The sequence below is a fragment of the Rothia sp. HMSC068F09 genome (assembly GCF_001812775.1).
GTDB lineage: Bacteria > Actinomycetota > Actinomycetes > Actinomycetales > Micrococcaceae > Rothia > Rothia mucilaginosa_A.
The window spans coordinates 25,050-46,213 of the sequence record NZ_KV810427.1; the positions used below are offsets into that span (position 1 = coordinate 25,050).

The window sequence follows — 21,164 nt, forward strand, 5'->3', positions numbered from 1 at the left end:
GTTCCCCCTCCTCTAAGGGGAATGCAGGGGATTTCTTTTTCGTGTATAGTTGGGGTTAAGGAGTTAAACGACCCCTCTGAAACCCTGAGCCTCACCTGTTGGTGTGGCAATAACGCTCGGGCGGCCGCGGCTTTATGCTTCGGTCTAGAGGACCGTTCGGGGGCGTCACCGGCTAACTCCTCATAACTTTTGTGAAAGGCATCCTGCTAAGTGGCGGGGTGCCTTTTGCTATGCCCAGAAGGAACCCTAAAGATGCGGTGCATGTGTACCATGCCAGCAGAACTCAGTAAGAAGCTAGACTAGAATACACACATGGAACCTGAAAAAATCCCTCCGACGCTGAGCGACCCTATCACCTTCTGCGTAACTAAGATTACGCCGCCGGCACCAGCTAATAAGGCTGAGGCCATGAAACGCCAGTGGGTGCTTGAGGAGCGCTTTAAACGGGGGTCGCATGTCCAAATGCGTACTATCGCACGCGAGTATGATGAGCGTACCGCAGCCGGTGAGGTTCTTATCCCAGAGAGAATTCCACCGTTTCCTCCAACAGACGGAGCCTGATTAGGATAGCCACATATTCTGATGTCCTATGAAACTGCCAGCATCATGTGTCTGTATCTGGAAGATGTGAAATTACTTGGGGCAAACCTATTTGCAGGCTACGTTAGGTCCCCGCGCAATCGGTTCAGAAGCTAATTGCCTCAGCGTCATTGTTACCCTCGCAGAATGTATGTACATCTTTGGAACCGCAAAGATTGAACTATCGAGGAACCGGGGCAGAGAGGACATCATCCCGCCCACTAATTCGGACCCCTAGACTCGCAGCCGTCTGATGTGTAGCTTCGGTCTTATCCTTGGCTTTCTGCGATCCATTGGAGTAGTAGCAAGCTAGTAATACAAAGACAAATGACGAGATAAGAAGATAGATTTTCGTGTACACTTGAGGTTAAGGAGTTAAACGACCCCTCTGAAACCCTGAGCCTCACCTGTTGGTGTGGCAATAACGCTCGGGCGGCCGCGGCTTTATGCTTCGGTCTAGAAGACATCGGGGGCACCACCGGTTAACTCCTCATAACTTTTGTGAAAGGCATCCTGCTAAGCGGCGGGGTGCCTTTTGCTATACCCGCTTGCCGTGGTTTTATGACGCACAGATTGGGGGAGGCGCCCGGCCGGTGACGAAACCGCTTGCGGGTCGCGCGGGAGCCCGTATAGTGGGAATTATCGGCGGTACTGCACACCCCGCGCCTATCATGAGCGCCCTAAACGGCGTTGCACATAGCGCCGGTGTGGGTACACATTTTTGCATATTATCAGGAGGCTCCCCATGAGTAACGAGACCGCAGAAAAAGCTTACGATTATCGTGAAGACCCTGAGTATTGGCGAGCTCCGTTCGATTTTACGAAGCCCACGTTTGATGTAAATACTCCGGAGGGGTGGATGCGTGCTGAGTTGAAAGGGCGTTTTTTTAATGCTCCGGCTGCGCGCCCCGGTGCCGAATATGAGTGGGGTCTGGCAGAGATTAAGCGTAGGAACGAAGCTAAGGAATTCCCCTTCAACTACAGCGAAGTAACCAGCTTGTATCGTGAGAAGGTAGCTAAAGGCGAGTTGCCGGATGTTTATGCTGGCACTCCATACGATTTGGCGCTTCTGCCTTTCTAAAACTTGCGGGGTACCTAAGTACCTCTCTGGTTTAAGGGCAGAGACCCCCTGTGTTCCCCCTCCTCTAAGGGGAACGCAGGGGGTCTCTTTTTCGTGTATACTTGGGGTCAAGGAGTTAGACAATTCCTCTGTAACCCTGAGCCTCACCTACTGGTGAGGCAATAATGCTTGGGCGGCTGCGGCTTTATGCTTCAGTCTAGAAGACCGTCGGGGGCGTCACTGGCTAACTCCCTATAACTTTTGTGAAAGGCATCCTGCTAAGTGGTGGGGTGCCTTTTGCTATGCCCGCTTGCCGTGGTTTTTATGACGTACAGATTCGGGAGGGGGGAGGGGGGAGGTGCCCGCCCGGTGACGAAACCGCTTGCGGGTCGCGGAAGAGCCCGTATAGTGGGAACTATCAGCGGTACCGCACACCGCCCGAGCCCTATCAACAGCGCCGTACACAGCGCTGCGAACGGCGCCGGGGGAGCGAGTACCGCCGATACACACCACACAACCACCGATGGTTCACCGGCAACTTTCCATACGCCCCACACCCGGTAACCTAACCACGAGCTAAGGACCAACGATGAGCCAGCCGAACTTCCCACCCGCCCGACTCTTTGACGCTTTCGCCAAGCCCGCCTCCACCGAACAGCCCGCGAAGAAGGGCCTGCTCGGCAAGCTGGGCCTGGGCGAACCCTCCGAGGAGGACAACTACACGACCGTCATGCTGGTCGGCTTTAACTCCGCCAAAGAACCGCCGGGCAACGGTGAGGACGCCCTCGACGTGATTCACCGCGCCTTCGACCCGTGCGATGAGAGCCCCGGCTTCGACATGGACGACTTCTACGACTACGGTTCCGTTGCCCCGCAGCTGCAGAAATCCGACGACTCCGAATCCACGGTTTTGGTGTGGCCCAAGATGTTCTACAACATGGTCACCATCCCGGAGCGCCGCCTGCGCCTGCTCGTGGTGACCGGCCCCGCCCCGAGTCTGTGCCTGCAGCGGTTCATGACCCGCTTCTTCAAGTACGTGAAGAAGCTCCACATGGACCACGCCATCTTCGTTGAGACCTTCGAGGATCAGGTGGCGCACACCCGCCCGTACCCGTACACGCTGACCACTCACGACGAGAAGCTGGCGGCAATCCCCGGTATTCTGCACGAGGACTACACCGGTTCTACTTCGGTGACGATGGCGATGTCTGCGCTCGCCGCCGAGCACGGCCTGCCCTCCTCGGTCATGCTGCGTATGAGCATCCCAGGGTATCTGAGCTTTGACCAGCAGAACCCGCGCGCGGTCGTGAGCCTGATCGAGGCGCTGGAGGTCATCCTCGGCATTAAGGTCGAGTCGGAGGAGTACGACAGCCTGCGCACCCACGCCGACGAGTGGGAGGCGGAGCTCGCCGAAGAAATGGCGAAGGACTACGAGAAGGTCGAGCTGGTGCGTGAGATTGAGCAGAGGATGGATTCGACCCTGCGCACTGTCTCCGGCGAGGTGATTGCCGAGGATATTGAGGGCTACCTGGATTCCCTCAGCGGCGCATCCGAGGGTGAAAACCCTGCCGATGGTGGTGCTGGAGCCCCGGAGGATTCTTCGGAACGTTAGGTTCGTTCGCGCATCGGCCGCAGGTATGGGAAAATGATAGGTAACTATGCCCATACCCGCGCCCAGCATCTCGAAAGGATGATGTGATTGGCACCCATGTCGAAGAACCCGCCCGTTCCGGCGGCGACCGACCCCGCGATTATTCGCAACTTCTGCATTATCGCTCACATTGACCACGGTAAGTCCACCCTCGCGGACCGCATGCTGCAGGCCACCGGCGTGGTTGCCCCGCGCGATATGAAGGCGCAGTACCTGGACCGCATGGACATTGAGCGTGAGCGCGGCATCACCATTAAGTCTCAGGCCGTGCGCATGCCCTGGGATGTTGACGGCACCTCCTACGCGCTGAACATGATTGACACTCCCGGCCATGTGGACTTCACCTACGAGGTTTCCCGCTCCCTGGCCGCGTGTGAGGGTGCGCTTCTGCTCGTGGACGCCGCCCAGGGTATTGAGGCTCAGACTCTGGCTAACCTGTACCTGGCGATGGAGAACGACCTAACCATCATCCCGGTGCTGAACAAGATTGACCTGCCCGCGGCTCAGCCCGATAAGTACGCCGAGGAGCTGGCGAACCTGATTGGTTGCGAGCCGGACGAGGTTCTGCGCGTATCGGGTAAGACCGGTGAGGGTGTTGAGGCTCTGCTGGACCGTATTGTGGAGGCGATTCCCGCCCCGCAGGGTGACGCATCCGCCCCGGCCCGTGCCATGATTTTTGACTCGGTGTACGACTCGTACCGCGGTGTGGTCACCTACGTGCGTGTTGTGGACGGTAGCCTGCAGCCGCGTCAGAAGATTAAGATGATGTCCACCGGCGCTGAGCATGACCTGCTCGAAATCGGCGTGATTTCCCCTGAGCCTGTCCCGTCGAAGGGCCTGGGCGTGGGCGAGGTGGGTTACCTCATTACCGGTGTGAAGGACGTCCGTCAGTCCCGTGTGGGTGATACCGTCACCTCCGCCGCGAAGCCTGCGCAGGAGTCCCTGGGTGGTTACGAGGATCCCAAGCCGATGGTGTTCTCTGGCCTGTTCCCGATTGACGGTTCGGACTACCCGGCGCTGCGTGACGCGCTGGATAAGCTGAAGCTCAACGATGCCGCGCTGATTTACGAGCCGGAAACTTCTGCCGCGCTGGGCTTCGGTTTCCGCTGTGGCTTCCTGGGTCTGCTGCACCTGGAGATTGTGCGTGAGCGCCTGGAACGCGAGTTCAACCTGGACCTGATTTCGACCGCGCCGAACGTTATTTACGACGTGGTGGATGAGGCTGGCAACGCTAAGCGCGTGACCAACCCGAGCGAATTCCCCGAGGGCAAGGTCGCGACCATCCGCGAGCCCATGGTGGCGTGTACGATTATTGCCCCGAGCGAGTACATTGGCGCGATCATGGAGCTGTGCCAGTCTCGCCGCGGCCAGATGGGCGGCATGGATTACCTCTCCAAGGACCGTGTGGAGATGCGTTACCGCCTGCCCCTGGCAGAGATTGTGTTCGACTTCTTCGATCAGCTGAAGTCCCGCACCCGCGGCTACGCCTCGCTGGACTGGAAGTTCGACGGCGAGGAAGAAGCTGACCTGGTGAAGGTCGACATCCTGCTGCAGGGCGAGAAGGTGGACGCGTTCAGCGCCATTACCCACCGCGATAAGGCGTACTCGTACGGCCTGATGATGACTTCGAAGCTGCGTGAGCTGATTCCTCGCCAGCAGTTTGAGGTGCCGATTCAGGCGGCTATCGGTTCGCGTATTATTGCCCGCGAGAATATCCGCGCGATGCGTAAGGACGTTCTGTCGAAGTGTTACGGCGGCGATATTTCGCGTAAGCGTAAGCTGCTGGAGAAGCAGAAGGAAGGCAAGAAGCGCATGAAGATGGTCGGTCGTGTGGAGGTCCCGCAGGAGGCCTTCATTGCGGCACTGTCTTCGGGCGAGGAGAAGGAAAAGAAGAAGTAGCCTTCTCAGCTCTTCCGATGTAGGCGGCGTGCTCTATCCCTAAGTGGGGGAGGGGCACGCCGCCTTTGCTGTGCCTAGGCTGATGCAGGTTGCTTGGTGATTAGGAATCACCCATATTTGATATTCATTAGGGTGTAATGCGTGTTACCCCTTGTCAGGGCACTGCATGAAAGAGTAGAGTTAGCGTGGGTGTAGCATCGATGATTACGCCCACGGTTTTACATTCAAAGGAGAATATACATAAATGGGTAACGAGAAAAACCTTTGCAGTCAGTCTAATTTAGTTAAAGAGTTGGACTTTGGACGTCTTGATGCAGAGTCTGATAGAAGTATCTTAAATTATTTTGTTCAGACAGGGTCTGTAGAAGAAATAAAGGAAGGAAAATATCTAGTTCTCGGACGAAAAGGTTCGGGAAAAACCGCTATATTTAAATACCTTGAAAAAGAAGAGCATACCAAAGACAACGTCGTATCACTAGACCTAAAAGAATATCCATATGCCGCGCACAAGATGCTTAAAGAGAATGGCATGAGTGATGATAATGCTCATACTCTTTCCTGGATATTCTTAATCGTTCTAATATCTATAAAATTTTTGGATATTAAAGATAAACTATCTAGAAAAGAGCGCAAGGTCCTAAATAATGCCCTAAAGGTAATGGGTAAATATAGCAGTCTTAATTCAGTTTTTACCTGGATTAAGAGAGTTAAGAAATGGGATTTAAAAATTTTGGGGTCTGGCGCTGGCTTGGAAATAAGTGATTCCATGGATGATTCACTCTCCGTGCACATGCATGAATTTATAGAACAAGGTATCAATGTATTAAATAGTTACTACAATTCATCAGGGAATCCTGTCACGGTTTTAATTGATGGAATAGATGATTCATGGGATGGAGAAGAGTCCACTAAGAACTTCATAATTGGTTCTCTCCGTGCAGTGAGAAACTTGTACTCCGAGCTTGACAGAACGAAAAGTATGGCGCCTGCAGTTATGTTCCTTCGAACTGATATTTGGGATTCAATTAATTTTAATGACAAAAATAAATACATGCAAGATGCGGTAAAGCTCAATTGGAGTGATGAGAACCTTGTATCAGTTGTAGAAGCGCGTGCTAAATATAGCATTGGAAAGAGTGACATTGGTTGGGTGGAGATATTTGAAACAGGCGCACCTATTAGAAATCGACGAGATTCTAAGGGATACATATTATCTCGAACCATGGGTCGCCCAAGGGACATTCTAAGTTTCTCCAGGTTGGCACTAAATAAGGCGCAGGAGTTAAACCATCCAATAATCAAAAATTCAGATATTACAGATGTTGAATTGGAGTATAGCGAGCATATATATAACGAACTTGAGAATGAGTATAAGCTGAATGGAAATTGGTTTAAAAATTTTGAGAAAATTGTTCAGAAAATTAATAAACGTTCCTTCTCTATGGATGAATGGGTGGGGAAAAGTGAAGAAGTAGATGGCAATTTCGAATATAAAAAGGTTTTTGATACGTTATTTAATGTTTCTGTTATTGGTGTAATACAAAAGGGTGGAAGCACTGGTGGTAGTAAACATGTTTACAGGTACAATAGTCCACGTCTTAAATATGATGAGAAAACGACATTTACATTCCATCCTGCAATCGTAAAGTATCTCGGGCTTAGAGATAGGTAATTATCAAAGGGTGCGGGCATCTCCTATAATGGGGTGTCCGCACCTTTGCTTTTTCAGGAGGCAGAATGCCCGCCCAGCCCACCGGCGACCCCGCACCCCGCGACGGGCGCATCCCCGCCACCAGCGCCGCAGGATGCGAAAACCGCGACTTCAGCCTCTACGTGCACATCCCCTTCTGCTCCGTACGCTGCGGCTACTGCGACTTCAACACCTACGCCACCGAAGACTTCGGCGACGGCATCGGCCTCGGCACCTACGCCGACGACGCCATCGCAGAAATCCTCTTCGCCGCCCGCACCCTCGAAGCATCCGGCGTCGCAAAACGCCCCATGCACACCGTCTTCTTCGGAGGCGGCACCCCCACCAAACTGCCCGCCAGCGACCTCGTGCGCATCCTGCAGGCAGCCATCGACGTATTCGGCCTTGTCGAGGGCGCGGAAGTCACCACCGAAGCGAACCCCGATTCCGTCACCTTTGAGGACCTGCAGACCCTCAAGGACGGCGGCTTTACCCGCGTCTCCTTCGGCATGCAGTCCGTCGTGCCCGAGGTGCTAAAGGTGCTCGACCGCACCCACACGCCTTCCAACGTGCCGAAGGTCGTCGCCTGGGCCAAGGAGGTCGGCCTGCAGGTGTCCGTGGACCTCATCTACGGTTCGCCGGGGGAGACCCTGCAGCAGTGGGAGCGCAGCGTGCGTGCCGCCATTTCCTACGAGCCCGACCACATTTCGGCGTACTCGCTCATCGTCGAAGACGGCACCAAGCTTGCCGCGCAGATTCGCCGCGGTGAGTACACCATGCCCGATGAGGACCTCATGGCGGATATGTACCTGCTCGCCGAAGAGCTGCTCACCGAAGCCGGCTATAACTGGTACGAGGTGTCCAACTACTCGCGCAGCGAGGACACCCGCAGCGACCACAACCTCGCCTACTGGCGCAACCAGGACTGGTGGGGCATCGGCCCCGGCGCGCACTCGCACGTGAACGGTACCCGCTGGTGGAACGTGAAGCACCCGGTACCCTACGCGCAGAAGGTGCGTGCGGGGGAGTCCCCGGCGGCCGCGCGCGAGGTGCTAGACGCCTCGACCCGCGCCTTCGAGACCATCATGCTCATGATTCGTGTGCGCGAGGGCCTGGCGATGCGCGAGCTACTCGCCGTCCACGACGAGGCGCAGTTGGGCACGTCCCTGCGCTGGCTCGTCTCCCAGGGGCTCATCGAACCGGATGCGCTCACCGCCTCCGCCGAGCCCGACCCGGATGCGCACGTGCGCCTGACCCTCAAGGGTCGCCTGCTCGGCGATGCCGTGACGCGCGAGCTGCTGCCGGAGGTCTCGGAGGCCGCCGAAGACTGAAGGCTCGGGGAATGGGGCACCCGCTCCCAGGCGCCCGCCCCTCTGACACCTACCCCCGGGCGCCCGGATGACGATTCCGGAGGGAGCGATGGGCCGGCCCCCGCGTGCCATCAGGTGCGCCAGAGGGTAGAAGCGCGGGGTGGGGAAGGGCTACCTTCCGCGTATTCGCTGGGCCGCACCGGGCCGCGCGAATGTTGCGAGAAAAAAATTTAAAAATTTTTTTCTGAGGGATTTTTGACCGCTTATCGGTGGGCTTTGGTGTGGAATCTTTGGGTTTGATTCGGAAATTTTCGCTGGACTAGCTCAAAGGTATGTGGGTTTTTAGTGGGTTTTCGTGAGGTGCCGGTCACCGGGTTTTGGAAGCCGCCGCAAAGGCCTAAAAACTTTCTCCAAAGAGCGTTTCTCAAGTTGTGGTTGAAGGTTAGGCTGTGCCATAATAGTTCACGGCAGGACGGTATATGTCTAACAGCGTGTTCTCGTCTTTGCTGAAGTTGAGTGAATACGGTTGTGGGCTCCTGGCAACAGGGGCCCACGATCGTTTAACGACGATTTCCAGCGGGGTTGTTTGGTGCCGTTACGTGCCTCTCCCGGATTCGCGATAGCCTCCGCCGGTTCGCGGGCGGCACGAAACTGACTTAATGGCCCAGCGTGCAGACTCGATGGGGGAGCTGACTCGAGAGGCGAGCCGACGGGCACCGAAGACGCAGACTTAAACGATAGGGGCCCGCACCGAGTGGTGCGGGCCCCTTAAGTATTCAAATTAAGTATTCAAAATGCGGTGCGGCGTTCGTGAACGCAACCGGTTCGGCGTTAGTCGCCAGACCTGGTGCTTTAACCTAGTTGCTCTTCACCACGCGGTCGAGCAGGCGCGGGTTCACGCGGTAGCTGTACGGCTCACCGCGATTAACCTCAATGCCGGCGCGTACCGAAGCAATCGCCATGAACAGCCACACGAGCATCCCCAGCACCAGGGCAATGTTACCCAGGCCGGGCACAAAGCCCAGGATGAAGCAGACAACAATCAGCAGAGAGGGCACGAGGGTGAAGTTCATGGCCTCGAAAGCTTCCTGCTCAGCGAAGGGTGCGTTACGGCGGCTCACGTAGAACACCGCGGCGGAGGGAAGAATGCCGAGAATCCCCCCGAAATGCGCGAGAGTCGCGCGGTTACGGTCCTGAATCACGCTAATCTTGCGGGTTTTCTGAGGCCCGGTGGCCGGGCGTGCGTCGTTAGTCACGAAAATCCTGGTTCAATCGAAGTATCTTGTGGTGGTCACCGTCGAACGGCGAATCCGCCCGAATGGGGCGAACCGCGTGGGTGGTGACGGCCCTTGAGTGTAGTGAAGCACCGCCGCGGCTCAACGGAGCGGCCGCATCGGTGCTCCACCATTGTACCGCCTCAAGCCAGCCCCGCCGGCGGTTAATGCGCTGGATTGCAAGGTTCTGAGCAAACTCACATCCGCACAGCGCGGTTACGCGCCGGGCTCGGTGAGAAAGTCGATGAGCGACTCCACCGGCCCCAGCAGGGTCGGGTCCAAATCGGCGTAGGAATCCACCCGCGAAAGAATGTGCTTCCAGGCCTGCGCCACATCCGCCTGCGTCTCGTGCGGCTGGCCCAGGCGGCGCAGCGTGCCCTTCTTGAAGTCCTCGCCGCGCGGCACCTGCGGCCAGGCCTTCAGGCCCAGGACCGAGGGCTTGACCGCCTGCCAAATATCGATGAACGGGTGGCCCACAATCTTCACGTGCCCCGCCGCACCCGGAACGGCCAGCGCCTCCGCAACGATGCGCTGCTCCTTCGTGCCCTCAATGAGGTGATCCACCAGGATACCCAGGCGGCGGCCCGGGCCCGGGGCAAACTCGCGCACCGCGCCGGCCAGGTCGTCCACACCGTGCAGCGGCTCCACCACGATGCCCTCAACGCGCAGGTCGTGGCCCCAAACCTTCTCCACCAGCTCGGCATCGTGCAGACCCTCAACCCAGATGCGGGAGGCTCGCGCAACCCGCGCGGGGGCGTTCTTCACGGCGATGGAACCCGAACGAGAAATCGTGCGCTTGGGCGCCTTAGCCGGTGCCGGAGCAACAATCTCAACGGGCTCGCCCTCAATCAGGTAGCCGGTGCCGAGCGGGTAATTCTTCACGCGACCCTTGGCGTCCTCCAGGCCGAAGAAGATAGCACCGCCGATGCGTTCAGCGCGCACCACCTCACCCACCCAGCCGTCCACGCTCTCGATGAGCAAGCCCCGCTGCAGGGGAACCTTGCGCGCGGGCGGGGCCTTGCGGCTCAGGCGGTCTGCGTTCAGATCCTGTGCGCCCCAGCCGTAGGGGGAGTGGTGGGTACTCAAGGTATTCTCCTTCGGATGGTGCGGAAACGACCGGTTAGGTGGGCGGGAAGACGGCGCCGGATGCGCAGTAAACGCCGCGCCCAATAACCGCCGCCGGGCCGCAGGCGCGCCGCGGATTAAGCGGATAGCGGGAGCAGCCCCTTTCAGCCTAGCCATTGTATCGGCTCGCGTACACTATCCCATAGAATTGATACGACTATGGTGGCGGCGCGCTCATCGAGCGCCGTCACCATCTTGAGAGGAACAGGAACACAGACACATGAGCCACTACGAGACTCTCGGCGTATCGAACGACGCCAGCCCCGAAGAGATCAAGAAGGCGTACCGCAAGAAGGCACGCCAGCTCCACCCCGACGTGAACCCCTCCGAGGACGCTGCCGAAGAGTTCAAGCGCGTCACCCTCGCCTACGAGGTGCTCTCCGACCCCGAAAAGCGCCGCAACTACGACACCACCGGTGACGAGCAGGGCCGCGCGGGCTACCCCGGAGGCGGCGGCTACCCGGGCGGCGGATTCAGCGGCTTCGGCGGTTTTGAGGACCTGCTGAACATGTTCACCGGCGGTGCCGCAGGCGCTCGTGGCCCCGCATCCCGCGTGCGTCAGGGCCAGGACGACCTGATTACCGTCTCCATCAGCCTGCAGGACGCCGTATTCGGCGTCGAGAAGACCATCGAGCGCCGCTCCGCCGTGACCTGCAAGTCCTGCAACGGCGAAGGTACCGCCGAGGGCACCCAGCCCGAAACCTGCACCACCTGCGCCGGCCACGGCTACATGCAGCGCCGCGTACAGTCCATCCTCGGCACCGTCATGCAGCAGGTCGAATGTCCCGACTGCCACGGCTACGGCACCGTCATCAAGACCCCCTGCCCCGAATGTCACGGCCAGGGCCGCGTGCGCGAAGACGTGCCGCTGACCTTCACGATTCCCGCCGGCGTGCACGACCAGGCACGCATCCGCCTGCGAGGCAAGGGTGAGGCCGGCCTGCACGGTGGCCCCAACGGCGACCTGTACGTCGACCTGAACGTCAAGCGCGACAAGTACTTCAGCCGCGAGGGCGACAACTTGGTCACCACCGTGAACATCCCCATGGCCGCGGCGGCACTGGGCACCGTCATTCCGCTGAAGACCTTCGACGGCGACCAGGAAGTCAGCATCCCCGCCGGCACCCAGAGCGGCGACACGATTACCCTCAACGGCCTGGGCGCGACCGTGCTCGGCACCGAACGCCGTGGCGACCTGCTCGTGCGCGTTCAGGTGACGACTCCGACCGACCTGACCGAGGAACAGCGTGAACTGCTGCGCCAGTTCGCGGCCCTGCGCAACGAGCCGCTGAACGAAGGCTCGCAGGTCAAGCAGCGCGGTGGCCTGTTCTCCCGCCTGAAGGACCAGTTCAAGTAAATCTCTGTAGCGGATGCGGTACCCGCCGGGCCTTTCCGGTGGGCGCCGCATCCGCCGCGTTTATGCGGGGACGACCCCGAGACGGCGACCGCGCCTCGTAGCCGCGTTGAACCGCACCTCCCGCACGAAGCACCGCCCATAAGAACCCAAGGAGCACTATGAGCGCCCCCATCTTCTACATCAGCGCCGAAGAGTACGAGACCCTCACCCCCGGCGCATCCTTCGAGCTGGACGGCCCCGAGGGCAAGCACGCCCTCGTCAAGCGCATGGAAGTGGGGGAGAGCATCGACCTGGGTGACGGCACCGGCCGCCGAGCCGTGGGCACCGTGCACTCCCTGACCGACCGCGGCGTCATCGTGCGCGTGGAGCAGCTCCGCGAGGAACACACCAGCCCTCGCATCTACCTGGTGCAGGCGCTCGCAAAGGACGGCCGCGACCTGCTCGCCATTGAGACCGCCACCGAGCTGGGCGTATACGGCGTGCTGCCGTGGAGCGCGGACCGTTCGATTGTGCGCTGGAAGGGAGAACGCGCCGCCAAGGCGCACACCAAGTGGCAAAACACGGTGACCGCCGCCGCGAAGCAGTCCCGCCGCGCGCTCATTCCCGAGGTGTACGACCTGTACAGCACCACCGACCTGGTGGAGCTCATCGAGGAGGTCACCGGGCAGGGTTCTGCTGTGTTCATCCTGCACGAGCAGGCCACCGAACGCCTGAGCGCTCAGGCCGCCAAGCTTGCGGGCGGGGAGAACCTGCCCGAAGAAATCTACCTGCTCGTCGGCCCCGAGGGCGGCATCAGCGACCGCGAGGTGCAGCTCTTCACCGAGGCCGGCGCGCACCTGGCGCTGCTCGGCGACGAGGTGCTGCGTTCTTCCACCGCCGGGTCCGCCGCCATGTGCACCCTGAACGTGGTGCTGGGCCGCTGGTAGAGCGCCGCCGCTAAACCCGGCCGGTAAAACCCAACTGCTGGAACCCGGCCGGGGCGTGACGCATCACGCACATCTATACTTGTAAATACATCACTAGCCAAGGAGCCCATATGACTACCTCCCGACCGCTGTCGACCGCACGCACCGTATCCTTCAAAAGCGCCGCAGAGATGATCGCCGTGCTCGGCCCGCAGGACGCGCACCTGAGCATCATCGAGGACTACTTCGAGCAGATTAGCCTGCGCCCCAAGGACCTGGACGTGCTCATCACCGGCCCCTCCGAGGCCGTCAACACCGCCGCAAAGCTGCTGAATGAGCTGCGCGTGCTCTCCAGCCACGACACGCAGATTACCGTTCAGGTGATCCACCGCCTCATGGGCATGCTCGGCGAGGAGCTGAGCAACCCGGCGCACTCGCTGTCTACCAGCATCCTCTCCACCCGCGGCACCACGATTCGCCCCAAGACCATTAACCAGAAGAAGTACGTGGACGCTATCGACGCGAACACGGTGATCTTCGGTATCGGCCCGGCGGGTACCGGTAAGACCTACCTGGCCATGGCGAAGGCTGTGCAGGCGCTGCAGAGCCACGAGGTGAACCGCATTATCCTCACCCGCCCCGCCGTGGAGGCCGGCGAGCGTCTGGGCTTCCTGCCCGGCACCCTCAACGAGAAGATTGACCCGTACCTGCGCCCGCTCTACGACGCGCTGCACGACATGCTCGAGCCCGAAACCATCCCCAAGCTCATGGAGGCGGGCACCATCGAGGTCGCACCGCTGGCGTACATGCGCGGCCGCACCCTCAACGACGCGTTCATCATCCTCGACGAGGCGCAGAACACCACCGCCGAGCAGATGAAGATGTTCCTGACCCGCCTGGGCTTCGGGTCGAAGATGGTCATCACCGGCGATATCACCCAGGTTGACCTGCCCGGTGGCGCCGCATCCGGCCTGAAGCAGGTGCGCAACATTCTGCAGGGCGTGGAGGACATTCACTTCAGCATTCTGGAATCCTCCGACGTGGTGCGCCACACCCTGGTCTCGAATATCGTCTCCGCCTACGATCAGTGGGGCGAGGACCAGAAGGCCATGGAACGCAAGCGTAACCGCAAGGTCAAGCGCGCCACCATCGAGGCTGCGGCCGAGAAGCTTCTGGACCGCGCCGGCATTAACGGCGGCTCCGAAAAGAACGCCAAGCAGAACCCCGACAACGCACAGACCACCCCGGAAGGACGCTAAACGGTGGCAGAGATCGAATTCGACTGCGAAGAGCCCGCAACCGGTGCTGACCCGGCAACCGACGCGTTCGTCCGCGAATCCTTCGAGGCGGTAGACACCGAGGTGCTCACCCGCCTCGTCGAGCACGCCTTCAAGCGCATGCACCTTGCCGATGACACCTACCTGTCCATCGCCATCGTGAATGAAGACGAGATGGAGCGCGTGCACATCGAATGGATGGACCTGCCCGGCCCCACCGACGTGATGAGCTTCCCCATGGACGAGCTGGAACCGGGAACCCCCGAAAACCCCTCCAGTGGCATGCTCGGCGACATCATCCTCTGCCCGCCCGTTGCCGCACGTCAGGGCGCGGATGCGGGCCACAGCACCCTGGATGAGCTGTGCCTGCTCACCACCCACGGTATTCTGCACTGCCTCGGCTACGACCACGGAACCGCCGAAGAGGAAGCCGAAATGTTCGGTATTCAGCGTTCGATTCTCGAAGAGTTCCTGGGCCGACCCGCACCGGTCGAGACTCGACACTAGGGGAGCGGCATGGGTATTTTCATCTCGATTCTGCTGGCTGTCGTGGCGCTCGGCTTCACGGTGGTGGCCGCAATTGCCGAAACCGCGTTCACGTACCTGCCGCACAACGAGGCGGAAGAAGCCGTGGAGGCGCATCCCGGCACGCTCGGCGCACACGTTCTGCAGCGCACCCTCGACGGTGACTCTGAGGTGTACACGCACCCGCTGCGCCTGACCCGCCTCATCGCGGCGGCGGCCGCGGTGCTAGCAACCATGACTTTCTGGCTGGAGCTCGTGGACGTTCAGGCCCTCGCGGTGTTCCTGACCCTCGTGCTGGTTGCCTTCGTCGGCTACCCGGTGCTACACGTGCTGGCGCGCTCCGCGGGGCGTAACCGCCCGGTTTCGTCGATTCGCGTGCTGGCCCGCCCGGTGCATTACCTGTCGAAGCTGCTGACCCCCGTGACCGGCCTGCTCGATCACCTCGCGACGCGCATCGCCCCGGCCCGCGAGGCAGAGGCCCCCGCTGGCGTGTTCGAGGAAGAGGAGCTACGCGAGTTCTTGGAGCGAGCCTCCGACGCCGAGACCATCGAGGACGACGAGGCGCAGATGGTGCAGTCCGTGTTCGAGATGGACGACCTGCGCATCCGCTCGCTCATGGTGCCCCGCACCGATATGCTCACCGTGGGTCGCGACGTACCGCTGCGCGAGGCGCTGAGCCTGTTCCTGCGTTCGGGCTATTCCCGCATGCCGGTGATCGGCGATTCGAGCGACGAGATCCTGGGTATTCTCTACCTCAAGGATTCGATGCGCACCTACATTCTGCACTCCGAGGCCCCCGAGGGTACCCCCATGCCGACCCTGGTGGAGATCATGCGCCCGGCCCGATTCGAACCCGAGACGAAGCGCGCCATGGACCTGTTGCGCGATATGCAGCGCGAGTCCACGCACGTGGCGATTGTGGTTGATGAGTACGGCGGAACCGCCGGTCTGGTTACTCTGGAGGACCTGATTGAGGAGCTGGTCGGCGATATCTCTGACGAGTACGACCACGAGCGCCCCGAGTACACGCTGAACGATGACGGCACGTTCCGTCTGTCGGCTCGTCTGGGTATTGATGAGCTCGGCGAGATTTTCGGTATCGACCTGGAGGATGAGGACGTCGACACGGTCGGCGGCTTGCTCGCCAAGCACCTGGGTATGGTACCGATTGTTGGTTCTGAGATTGAGATTGACGGTATTCATATTCGTGCGATTGGTTCGTCGGGCCGCCGCCACCAGGTGGATATGTTGCAGGCCTGGTACGAGCCGCCTCGTGATGAGCAGGAGAACGCTGAGGGTTCCTCAGAGGCTCATTCTGCTGAGGTTGCTGACCTTCTCACCGTGGATACCGAGCCGCCCGCTGTGACTGAGCCGCATGCGCATCCGGACCTTCCGGGAGATACCGCAGAGGCTGAACCTGCCACCGACAAGCACGGCAACCGCTAAATATCGAACGTAGACACCGCATCATCCCATACACACTTTGAGCCAGCCCGCCGCCGCCCCGAAGGCGCAGGCAGATGAGGCTGACACCCCACACACCCCGCACGGGGTTTGATAAGGAGAAACACAATGGACCAGGAGTACACCCCGCTCGATTTGAGCACTCTGGACTTGAGCACCCCGCTGCCGACCTACCCGAAGGATTTCCGTTCGGGTTTCGCGTCGCTGGTGGGCCGTCCGAATGCGGGTAAGTCCACTTTGACGAACGCTATGGTTGGCCAGAAGGTGGCTATCACCTCGAACCGTCCGCAGACGACCCGCCACACGATTCGCGGTATTGTGCACAAGGACGAGTACCAGCTGATTCTGGTGGACACCCCGGGTATTCACCGCCCCCGCACTCTGTTGGGTGAGCGCCTGAACGACCTGGTGGCCGGCACCCTCTCGCAGGTGGATGTGCTGGGCTTCTGCATTCCGGCAAACGAGAAGATCGGCCCGGGTGACCGCTACATCGCCTCGCAGCTGGTGGCTTCGAGCAACAAGCCGGTCGTCGCGATTGTGACCAAGGCCGATACCGTGAATTCCGACGAGCTGCGCGAACAGCTGCTGGCCGTCGAGGCCCTCGGTGAGGAGATCATGAGCGCCGAGCGTGCCCAGCGCGCGAAGCGTGCGGCCCACCGCGCCCAGAAGAAGGGCGGCAAGGGCGGCAAGAACGCCTCGACCCCCTTCGCGAAGGGCTCCGGCCCGGCAGCACAGCGCCGCGCCGGCGAAATCTCCGAGCCGATGCCCGTAGACGGCAAGGGCGGCTGGGCGGCCATCATCCCGGTGTCCGCGATTCAGCATTTCCAGGTGGATGCGGTCGCCGACCTGCTGGCGCAGTACGTTCCGCTCTCCCCGCCGCTGTACCCGGAGGGTGAGCTGACCGATGAGCCCGAGGCAACCCTCATCGCCGAGCTGGTGCGCGAGGCCGCCCTGGAGGGTGCGCGTGAGGAGTTGCCCCACTCGATTGCCGTGACGGTTGAGGAGATGGAATTCCGTGAGGGCCGCCCGGCGGATAACCCGCTGCTGGACGTGCACGTGAACCTGTACGTGGAGCGTGAGTCGCAGAAGTACATCATCATCGGTAAGGGCGGCTCGAACCTGCGCAAGATTGGTACGAAGGCCCGCGAGCAGATTGAGGCAATGCTCGGCACCCGCGTGTACCTGAACATCCACGTGAAGGTTGCTAAAGAGTGGCAGTCTGACCCCCGCGCCCTGAACCGTCTAGGCTTCTAGGCCAGCCGCCCGAGAGGGGGTCGGTCACCCGGAGAACGCCGCCTAGTCCGCGTCTTTCGGGTGACGTGCACCCCTTTTCTTTTCGGCGCTCATAGCGAAGAATGTTACTCTGAGAAAATACTTGCTCACCGGCAGAAAGAGAATAGGTATGCCCCAGGCACCTCGCCTACGAAGCACCGGGCGCCATATGCGCACCTCGGTGATGACCTCGAAACGTAATCGCTGGATTGCCCTGCTGACGGCCTGCATGCTCGTCATCGTTGTTGGTTTCGGCGGCGTATTCGCCCTGCGTATGCGCAATAACCTGCACACGCAGGAGCTGAACATCAGTAACTATAAGGACGGCCTGGAGAACGGCGCGCTGGACATCCTCATCATCGGCTCCGACACCCGCAAAGGCAATAATGGCGCCTACGGTGACGAGGAGGACCGCAATTCTGAGGCTCGCGCGGACGTCATGATGCTCCTGCAGATTAGCAAGGACCGCAAGAACGTGAGCGTGCTGTCCTTCCCCCGCGACCTGATGGTTTCGGTACCGCAGTGCACCGACCCGGATAATGGCACCGTCTACCCGGCCGAGGATAACGTTCAGATTAACGAGTCGCTCTCTCGCGGCGGTGCGGGCTGCACCGTGGCGACCATTAGCAAGCTGACCGGTGTGAACATCGACCACTTTATGCTGGTCGACTTCAACGCTGTGAAGGAGTTGTCGAAGGTTGTTGGCGGCGTTCAGGTTTGTGTGGACGCTCCGATTGATGACGAGTACAGCGGCTTGAAGCTTCCCGCGGGTACTTCCACCGTTGAGGGTGAGCAGGCTCTTGCGTTCCTGCGTAGCCGTCACGGCTTCTCGGATGGTTCCGATATCGGTCGTATTCAGGCTCAGCAGGGCTTTATGGCCTCGCTGCTGCGCAAGGTCAAGAGCGAAGGAACCCTGTCGAACCCGGGCCGCCTGGCAAGTATCGCCGAGGCGATTACCCAGAACGTGACCGTTGACAAGGGCCTGGGCAATATCGGCACCCTGATTGGTGTGGGCGCAACCCTCGGTGGTGTGGACCTGTCGAACGTGGTGTTCGCGACCGTGCCGACCGAGCCGTGGACCCAGGACTCGAACCGACTGCAGGTTTCCGAAGCGGCCAATAATGTCTTCCAGCGTCTGCGCGATGACAAGTCGCTGAAGGAAGAGGAAAAGCCCGCAGAAGCAGCCCCAGCGGTTCAGCTGAATCGTGAGGCACCGGTGAGCGTGTACAACGCGACCGGCCTGGAGGGCCGTTCCGCCACGATCGCCTCGGTGATTGAGGGCTTGGGCTACACGAATGTTACTCCGGGTACTTCGGCTACTCCGACGAACTTCACCACGGTGTTCTACTCGACCGGTTACGAGGCTGAGGCTCAGGAGATTGCCGGCAAGCTGAACGTCACCCGCGTGGTGGCAACCGAAGAGGTTCAGGGCGTGTCGGTGACGATTGGTACTGACTTCCCCTCGGGCGAGGCTATGGAGAAGCAGGAGGCGGCCATCGCGGGTAACGCGAGCGGCCAGACCGCCGACCAGAACAAGTGCCAGACCGCCTTCGCCTTCTAGACACCCTACGGGGTTGTCTCCGGTGAGTGAGGGGGGCGCATCCGCCATTGCGGTGGGTGCGCCCCCTTTCGTGTGCCCAGGCGTATGGCCGCGTGCGGGCGTAGTCGTCGACCTCGTGTTCTTCCAGATGATGGACGGGCCCGACCGCGCCGGCGGTAATCTTTTACGGGCTGTGATAGCGTGGAGGCATGACCACTTACGGTGAGAGCATGAGCGGCGCGCACCGCACCGCAGTAAACCTGCTGCTTATTCGCCGGAACGGGGCACGCTAGAACCTGCCGCGACCGTTCCGGCTTTTTGACGCGGCATCTCACCAGCATCGATACGATGCACCGCCTTGATGACGACGGCCCGGGACCCGATACCCGGGCAAAGCACAGGCCCCGAAGCGGGCTGCACGAGACGGACCAACCCACAGGAAATTCATCATGAAAAACCACCAGAAGCCCAGCCCCATGCCGGTACACAAGTACCGCCCCTTCCACGAGCAGATTGTTGTCGACCTTCCCGACCGCACCTGGCCGGACAAGGTCATGGAGAAGGCACCGCGCTGGTGCGCCGTGGACCTGCGCGACGGCAACCAGGCGCTGATTGACCCCATGGACACCGACCGCAAGCTGGCCATGTTCAAGCTGCTGGTCAAGATGGGCTACAAGGAGATTGAGGTGGGCTTCCCCTCCGCCTCGCAGACCGACTTCGACTTCGTGCGCACCCTCATCGAGGACGGCCACATTCCTTCGGACGTGACCATTCAGGTTCTGGTGCAGGCCCGCGAGCACCTGATTGCCCGCACCTTCGAGGCCATCGAGGGCGCACCGCAGGCCATCGTGCACTTCTACAACTCAACCTCCGTGCTGCAGCGCCGCGTGGTGTTCCACCAGGATCAGGAGGGCGTGCTCGACATCGCCCTGCAGGGTGCGCGCCTGTGCCGCAAGTACGAAGAGCAGATGATTTCCGATACGAAGATTATCTACGAGTACTCGCCCGAGTCCTTCACCGGCACCGAGCTGGAGTACGCGGCCCGCGTGGTCAACGCCGTGGCCGACGAGCTGGAGATTGGCCAGAACGGCCGCGAGCTGATCGTGAACCTGCCCGCAACCGTCGAGATGGCCACCCCGAACGTGTACGCCGACTCGGTGGAGTGGATGGACCGCAACCTGAACCACCGCGAGCACATCGTTCTCTCGCTGCATCCGCACAACGACCGCGGCACCGGCGTGGCCGCCGCCGAGCTGGGCTACCTGGCTGGCGCGGACCGCATCGAGGGTTGCCTGTTCGGTAACGGCGAGCGCACCGGTAACGTCGACCTGGTGACCCTGGGCCTGAACCTGTACACCCAGGGCATTGACCCGCAGATTGATTTCTCGGACATTGACGGTATCCGCAAGACCGTCGAGTACTGCAACCAGCTGAAGGTGCACGAGCGTTCCCCGTACGGCGGCGACCTGGTCTTCACCGCGTTCTCGGGTTCGCACCAGGACGCCATCAAGAAGGGCTTCGAGGCCCTGGAGCGCACCGCCGCCGAGGCCGGAAAGAGCGTGGATGAGGTTTACTGGGAGGTCCCGTACCTGCCGATCGACCCGCGCGATTTGGGCCGCACCTACGAGGCTATTATTCGCGTGAACTCGCAGTCCGGTAAGGGCGGCATGGCCTACCTGCTCAAGCAGGATCACGGCCTGGACCTGCCGCGCCGTGCGCAGGTGGAGTTCTCGAAGATTGTTCAGGCTCGCACCGACGCCGAGGGCGGCGAGATGACCAGCAAGAAGCTGTGGGACATCTTCGCGGACGAGTACCTGCCCGCCACCGATTCCGAGAAGCGCTGGGGTAAGTACCGCATCGAGTCGATCAACATTGATTCGGCCGATACCGGTGCGACCACCCTGCGCGTGGCCCTGAACATTAACGGTCACACCTACAACCGCACCGCATCGGGTACCGGCCCGGTGGATGCTCTGCAGAACATCCTCTCGGGTGAGGGCGTGGATATTCGCGTGATGGATTACTCCGAGCACACGATGTCTTCCTCCTCGACCGCGAACGCGGCCTGCTACGTTGAGGCCGCCGTGGATTCGCGCGTGCTGTGGGGTATTGGCGTGGATAACTCGACGACCCGTGCGGCTCTGAAGGCCATGATTTCGGCCGTGAACCGTGCGCTGCGCGACGCCTAAGCTACGCGGGTTTTCCGCGAGGGCGGGGGAGCGCATCCGGCGCGGAT

The 21,164-nt window shown here is 60.4% G+C and carries 15 protein-coding genes; 13 read left to right on the forward strand and 2 right to left on the reverse strand.

Annotation, left to right across the window (positions count from 1 at the left end; translation table 11 throughout):
• The first annotated feature begins 1,324 nt into the window (after positions 1–1,324).
• From HMPREF2874_RS05860 to hemW, 5 genes are all read left to right on the forward strand, one after another.
• The gene (locus HMPREF2874_RS05860) at positions 1,325–1,660 is read left to right on the forward strand and encodes a hypothetical protein (RefSeq protein ID WP_070649376.1); all 336 of its coding nucleotides are present in this window, start codon (positions 1,325–1,327) and stop codon (positions 1,658–1,660) included.
• A gap of 568 nt (positions 1,661–2,228) precedes the next feature.
• Positions 2,229–3,251, forward strand: a complete 1,023-nt coding sequence (locus HMPREF2874_RS05865; protein WP_070649378.1) for a PAC2 family protein — start codon at positions 2,229–2,231, stop codon at positions 3,249–3,251.
• Between the two features lie 96 nt (positions 3,252–3,347).
• Entirely contained in the window at positions 3,348–5,189 is a 1,842-nt protein-coding gene (gene lepA, locus HMPREF2874_RS05870) for a translation elongation factor 4 (RefSeq protein WP_371440548.1), read from the forward strand.
• Positions 5,190–5,433: 244 nt separating this feature from the next.
• The gene (locus HMPREF2874_RS09200; protein ID WP_141754226.1) at positions 5,434–6,861 is read left to right on the forward strand and encodes a P-loop ATPase, Sll1717 family; all 1,428 of its coding nucleotides are present in this window, start codon (positions 5,434–5,436) and stop codon (positions 6,859–6,861) included.
• Positions 6,862–6,926: 65 nt separating this feature from the next.
• Positions 6,927–8,210 (forward strand): radical SAM family heme chaperone HemW, encoded by a 1,284-nt coding sequence (gene hemW, locus HMPREF2874_RS05875; protein WP_070649380.1) that lies wholly within the window; start codon positions 6,927–6,929, stop codon positions 8,208–8,210.
• 836 nt (positions 8,211–9,046) lie between these two features.
• Here hemW and HMPREF2874_RS05880 read toward each other — a convergent pair.
• Together HMPREF2874_RS05880 and HMPREF2874_RS05885 are read right to left on the reverse strand one after the other, a co-directional pair.
• Positions 9,047–9,445, reverse strand: coding sequence for a DUF4870 domain-containing protein (locus HMPREF2874_RS05880; RefSeq protein WP_049343284.1), 399 nt, complete (start codon positions 9,443–9,445; stop codon positions 9,047–9,049).
• Between the two features lie 234 nt (positions 9,446–9,679).
• Positions 9,680–10,549: a DUF3097 domain-containing protein gene (locus HMPREF2874_RS05885; RefSeq protein WP_070649381.1), complete on the reverse strand. Its 870-nt coding sequence runs from the start codon at positions 10,547–10,549 to the stop codon at positions 9,680–9,682.
• A 259-nt stretch (positions 10,550–10,808) separates the two neighbouring features.
• Here HMPREF2874_RS05885 and dnaJ point away from each other — a divergent pair, with 259 nt between their 5' ends.
• The 8 genes from dnaJ to leuA all read left to right on the forward strand — a co-directional run bounded on the left by dnaJ (position 10,809) and on the right by leuA (position 21,117).
• Complete coding sequence (gene dnaJ, locus HMPREF2874_RS05890) at positions 10,809–11,945, forward strand: molecular chaperone DnaJ (RefSeq protein ID WP_049334207.1); 1,137 nt, start codon at positions 10,809–10,811, stop codon at positions 11,943–11,945.
• A 158-nt stretch (positions 11,946–12,103) separates the two neighbouring features.
• Complete coding sequence (locus HMPREF2874_RS05895; protein ID WP_070649383.1) at positions 12,104–12,871, forward strand: 16S rRNA (uracil(1498)-N(3))-methyltransferase; 768 nt, start codon at positions 12,104–12,106, stop codon at positions 12,869–12,871.
• A 110-nt stretch (positions 12,872–12,981) separates the two neighbouring features.
• Positions 12,982–14,109: a PhoH family protein gene (locus tag HMPREF2874_RS05900; RefSeq protein ID WP_070649385.1), complete on the forward strand. Its 1,128-nt coding sequence runs from the start codon at positions 12,982–12,984 to the stop codon at positions 14,107–14,109.
• 3 nt (positions 14,110–14,112) lie between these two features.
• A complete protein-coding gene (gene ybeY, locus HMPREF2874_RS05905; protein WP_049356917.1) occupies positions 14,113–14,634 on the forward strand; it encodes an rRNA maturation RNase YbeY in 522 nt (173 codons plus the stop codon).
• 9 nt (positions 14,635–14,643) lie between these two features.
• Entirely contained in the window at positions 14,644–16,098 is a 1,455-nt protein-coding gene (locus tag HMPREF2874_RS05910; protein WP_070649387.1) for a hemolysin family protein, read from the forward strand.
• 126 nt (positions 16,099–16,224) lie between these two features.
• Positions 16,225–17,370: a GTPase Era gene (locus tag HMPREF2874_RS05915; protein ID WP_210397981.1), complete on the forward strand. Its 1,146-nt coding sequence runs from the start codon at positions 16,225–16,227 to the stop codon at positions 17,368–17,370.
• 148 nt (positions 17,371–17,518) lie between these two features.
• A complete protein-coding gene (locus tag HMPREF2874_RS05920) occupies positions 17,519–18,949 on the forward strand; it encodes an LCP family protein (protein WP_049343290.1) in 1,431 nt (476 codons plus the stop codon).
• 428 nt (positions 18,950–19,377) lie between these two features.
• Positions 19,378–21,117: a 2-isopropylmalate synthase gene (gene leuA / locus HMPREF2874_RS05925; RefSeq protein WP_049334201.1), complete on the forward strand. Its 1,740-nt coding sequence runs from the start codon at positions 19,378–19,380 to the stop codon at positions 21,115–21,117.
• Positions 21,118–21,164: the final 47 nt, after the last annotated feature.

What these genes read in the sequence shown, in the direction of transcription:
- HMPREF2874_RS05860 (WP_070649376.1), top strand. Translation starts at nt 1,325, where the DNA reads ATGAGTAACGAGACCGCAGAAAAAGCTTACGATTATCGTGAAGACCCT.
- HMPREF2874_RS05865 (WP_070649378.1), top strand. Translation starts at nt 2,229, where the DNA reads ATGAGCCAGCCGAACTTCCCACCCGCCCGACTCTTTGACGCTTTCGCC.
- lepA (WP_371440548.1), top strand. Translation starts at nt 3,348, where the DNA reads ATGTCGAAGAACCCGCCCGTTCCGGCGGCGACCGACCCCGCGATTATT.
- HMPREF2874_RS09200 (WP_141754226.1), top strand. Translation starts at nt 5,434, where the DNA reads ATGGGTAACGAGAAAAACCTTTGCAGTCAGTCTAATTTAGTTAAAGAG.
- hemW (WP_070649380.1), top strand. Translation starts at nt 6,927, where the DNA reads ATGCCCGCCCAGCCCACCGGCGACCCCGCACCCCGCGACGGGCGCATC.
- dnaJ (WP_049334207.1), top strand. Translation starts at nt 10,809, where the DNA reads ATGAGCCACTACGAGACTCTCGGCGTATCGAACGACGCCAGCCCCGAA.
- HMPREF2874_RS05895 (WP_070649383.1), top strand. Translation starts at nt 12,104, where the DNA reads ATGAGCGCCCCCATCTTCTACATCAGCGCCGAAGAGTACGAGACCCTC.
- HMPREF2874_RS05900 (WP_070649385.1), top strand. Translation starts at nt 12,982, where the DNA reads ATGACTACCTCCCGACCGCTGTCGACCGCACGCACCGTATCCTTCAAA.
- HMPREF2874_RS05910 (WP_070649387.1), top strand. Translation starts at nt 14,644, where the DNA reads ATGGGTATTTTCATCTCGATTCTGCTGGCTGTCGTGGCGCTCGGCTTC.
- HMPREF2874_RS05915 (WP_210397981.1), top strand. Translation starts at nt 16,225, where the DNA reads ATGGACCAGGAGTACACCCCGCTCGATTTGAGCACTCTGGACTTGAGC.
- HMPREF2874_RS05920 (WP_049343290.1), top strand. Translation starts at nt 17,519, where the DNA reads ATGCCCCAGGCACCTCGCCTACGAAGCACCGGGCGCCATATGCGCACC.
- leuA (WP_049334201.1), top strand. Translation starts at nt 19,378, where the DNA reads ATGAAAAACCACCAGAAGCCCAGCCCCATGCCGGTACACAAGTACCGC.